The organism is Dietzia cercidiphylli (genome assembly GCF_014145145.1).
GTDB lineage: Bacteria > Actinomycetota > Actinomycetes > Mycobacteriales > Mycobacteriaceae > Dietzia > Dietzia natronolimnaea.
This window is the reverse complement of sequence record NZ_JAALEA010000008.1, coordinates 1-3,597: the sequence shown is the minus strand read 5'-3', so window position 1 is coordinate 3,597 and position 3,597 is coordinate 1. Positions and strand designations below refer to the sequence as shown.

General features: G+C 69.3%; 4 protein-coding genes. 3 read left to right on the top strand and 1 reads right to left on the bottom strand.

The annotated features are described in order from the left end of the window. The first annotated feature begins 98 nt into the window (after positions 1–98). Genes G6028_RS00470 through G6028_RS00460 form a run of 3 tightly spaced genes read left to right on the top strand, consistent with a single transcriptional unit; the run spans position 99 to position 2,121 of the window. On the top strand, positions 99–446 hold the full coding sequence (locus tag G6028_RS00470) for an ArsR/SmtB family transcription factor (RefSeq protein WP_179523520.1): 348 nt from the start codon (positions 99–101) through the stop codon (positions 444–446). A 46-nt stretch (positions 447–492) separates the two neighbouring features. Then, positions 493–1,476: an SRPBCC family protein gene (locus G6028_RS00465; RefSeq protein ID WP_179523521.1), complete on the top strand. Its 984-nt coding sequence runs from the start codon at positions 493–495 to the stop codon at positions 1,474–1,476. 57 nt (positions 1,477–1,533) lie between these two features. Beyond that, a complete protein-coding gene (locus G6028_RS00460) occupies positions 1,534–2,121 on the top strand; it encodes a dihydrofolate reductase family protein (RefSeq protein ID WP_182657678.1) in 588 nt (195 codons plus the stop codon). A gap of 19 nt (positions 2,122–2,140) precedes the next feature. Here the strand turns inward: G6028_RS00460 and G6028_RS00455 are convergent, their stop codons facing one another. Continuing rightward, a complete protein-coding gene (locus G6028_RS00455; protein ID WP_338404111.1) occupies positions 2,141–3,127 on the bottom strand; it encodes a DUF368 domain-containing protein in 987 nt (328 codons plus the stop codon). Positions 3,128–3,597 lie beyond the last annotated feature (470 nt).

Genomic DNA, 3,597 nt, shown 5'->3' with positions numbered 1-3,597 from the left:
CCGCACGCACCCAGAGTAGGGGCGACCCACGACATCGCGGCGGGCGAGTTGGGCCACACCATTGACCCGGTCCCCGCCGCGACCTAACATGAAACCAAATGGTTTCATATCACACGCGCGGGGTGGATCTCAGTGACGACGACGTGGATCGGTTGTTCCGGGCGCTGGCCGACGCCACACGCCGGGACATCGTCCGTCGCACGCTCACCGACGAGTGCTCCATCTCCGACCTCGCCCACCACTACGACATGTCGTTCGCGGCGGTCCGCAAGCACGTCAACGTCCTCGAGGAGGCCGGACTCGTGACCGACGACCGCCACGGACGCGAACGCCGGATCCGGGGCAACCCCGAGGCGATCCGCAGGGCCCAGACCCTGTTGGACGGCTTCGAGCGCCTCTGGCGGGGGCGCATCGACAGGCTCGACGCCCTGCTCGCCGACGACTGACCACAAGCACAATTCACGACCACCACCGAGGGAGAAGGATCCGATCATGCCAGTGACATCCGTGGACAAGGACCTCGAGGAGCTGACGATGACCATCGTCGCCGACTTCCCCGTGACGGTCCGCCGGCTCTGGGACGCGTACGTGGACCCGCGCCAGCTCGAGAGGTTCTGGGGACCGCCGGAGTGGCCGGCGACCTTCACCCGTCACGACATCTACCCGGGCGGCCGGTCCGAGTACTACATGACCGGGCCGGACGGAGCCCGCAGCGGCGGCTACTGGGAGTACCTGTCCGTGATCGAGGGGGGCTCGTTCGAGATCCTGGACGGTTTCACCGACGAGGACGGCCGCCCCAACCCCGAGATGCCGACGATGCGCGCGGTGTTCTCCTTCGAGGAGACCGATAGCGGCGCCCGCCTGACCACCACCACGTACTTCACCAGCCTCGACCAACTCGAGCAGCTGCTCGAGATGGGCATGGAGGAGGGCACCCGCTCCGCGATGGCACAGATCGACGACGTCCTGGCAGACCTGCGCTCCTTCGCCGCCGACCGCGCGACCGCAGCGCAGCTCCTCAGCGATACGCAGGTCCGGATCAGCCGGGTCCTGCGCGGCACACCCCAACAGATCTGGGACGCCCACCACGACCCCGCACTCCTCCGACTCTGGAGCTTCGGACCGGACGGGTGGTCGATGACAGTCTGCGAGCCGGCCGCGGCACCGGGCGAGCGGCACCGCTACGAGTTCTCGCCCGCACAGGGAGTGGAGGGAGAGACCTTCGCGCTCACCGGCGAACTCCTGGAGTCCGACCCCCCGCACCGGGAGGTCTTCACCGAGACCATGGAAGGAGTCGATGGCCCTCCCACGCACAACGAGCAGACCCTCACCCCGGTCGAGGGCGGGACCCTGGTCTCCCTCGTCGTCACGTATGCCAACAAGGAGATGCGCGACATGATCCTGGGCACGGGCATGACGGACGGCATGGAAGCGGGTTACCGGCGGCTCGAATCGGAGGTCCTGTCCCGCGCCTGAGCGGGCACCGGATCTCATCCCCCCACCGCATCGACAACGCGCACCGGAAGGACCCACATGCGCACGCTCATCATCACGGCCTTCATGTCCCTCGATGGGGTCATGGAGGCACCCGGCGGCGAGGAGGGCTATCGCAACGCCGGTTGGACGTACAAGGATGTGGCCTTTGACGAGGCCGCGTACGAGATCAAGGGACGCGAGCAGGACCAGGCCACCGCCCTCCTGCTCGGTCGCCGCAGCTACGAGGCGTTCTCGCCGGTCTGGCCGGAGATGACCGAGGAGTTCGCCGGGTACAACGCACTACCGAAGTACGTGGTGTCCACCACCCTGACCGCCGACGACCTCGTGGACAACTGGGGACCGACGACCATCCTGGGCTCGGTCGAGGACGTAGCGCGGCTCAAGGAGACCGACGGCGGCCCGATCCTCGTGCGCGGCAGCGGAACCCTCGGACACTCCCTGGCCGAGGCGGGCCTGGTCGACCGGTACCACCTCCTGGTCTTCCCGCTCCTGCTCGGCGCGGGACGGCGCCTCTTCGGCGCGGCCGACGTCGACGCCACCTCGCTGGTCCTCACCGAGCACGAGGCCTACGGCAACGGCGTCCAGAAGATGATCTTCGACGTCACCCGGACCGGGAGCACCTGACGGTCGGCGCCGGCATGCGCTACACGCGGTCTTCGAGCGCCGAGACCTCCGGGTGCGGATCCGTGGTCGCGGCCTTGCGGGCGACCACCCGCTCGATCACCAGGACGACCATCACCACCAGTACACCGGCCACCGCGGCGGCCACCACCATCGGCAAGGTGTCGTCGGGCGCGAGCATCCCGCCCTGATCGTCCTGCCACGGCCACAGCGCCCGCAGCGATCCGAGCATCAGGCCCACCATGACGATCAGCGTGGGCTTGCGGAAGTCCTCGAGCAGTCGGTCCAGCACCTTGACGAACAGTGCGATCCCCACGAAGGCCCCGGCGGCGAACACCGCGATATACCCCAGGTCGCGGTTCTCCACCGCGGCGAGGGTCGGGGCGTACAGCCCCATGGCCATCAGCAGGAACGAGCCGGACATCCCCGGCAGGACCAGTGCACAGATGGCCACGGCCGCAGCCATGAACACCAGCAGGTAGGACGGTTCCGAGATGGTGCCCCCCGGCAGACCCGACAGGACATAGGCCAGCACTGCGCCCGCCAGGAACAGCAACCCGAGCACCCAGTTCCGCCCACCGGGCGTCTGACGCGCCATCCCCAGGGGTACCGCGATACTCGCGGCGACCATGCCCAGGAACAGCCCCCGCGAGATCTCGGGGCTGCCCTCGACGAAGCCCCTCATCACGCCGGCCATGGTGAACACCATCGCCAGCATGCCGACCGCGAGTGTGCCCAGCAGCCAGAGGTCGGCGTGCCGGAACGCCGCGCGGGTGCGCTCCCTGCGTTCAGGACCGAGCACCGCGGAGCGCATGCCGTCGACGATGTGGGCGCCCGTGTCCAACAACCGCGGGTAGACGCCCACCACGAGTGCGACCGTGCCCCCGGATATCCCGGGGACCAGTTCGGCCATGCCGATCAGGCTGCCACGGGCGACATTGACCACCGCCTCGATCGGGCCCGGACGGGCCGGGACCGGGGTGGCGGGGTCGAGATCGGCATCCGACACGGGGTCGTGATGGACCGATTCCGCGCTCGCGACGGGCACGGCACCGCCCGGCATGGCCGTACCCGACGTCTGTGCATCCGGGGTGGTGTTACCGGGATCAGGGTCGGACGCGGGACGTGGTGACTCGGCAGACATAACCACCACTATCACCGACAACCCGCCCCGGTGCCCAGTCACCACCCCGCCGACGGGCCATCACTGTGACCAACCCGTCACCGCCCGGCCGACTACGATGCGGGGGAAGTGGCGCACCGCGGTCAGGTCGCGCACGGTGGTCACGGCCAGGGCGAGAAAGGGAGCGCGTCATGCCGATGCACTATCCCCCTCTCGCCGACGGCACCTACCGCTACGGCGATCCGCCCCGTCCACTGCCCTCCCCCGTCCCGGGGCCCGAGGCGACCGGGCCCGAGGCGACCGGGCAGCACCTCCAGCACGAGCCGACCCCGCCGGACGGCCGCCCCGGCTACGGC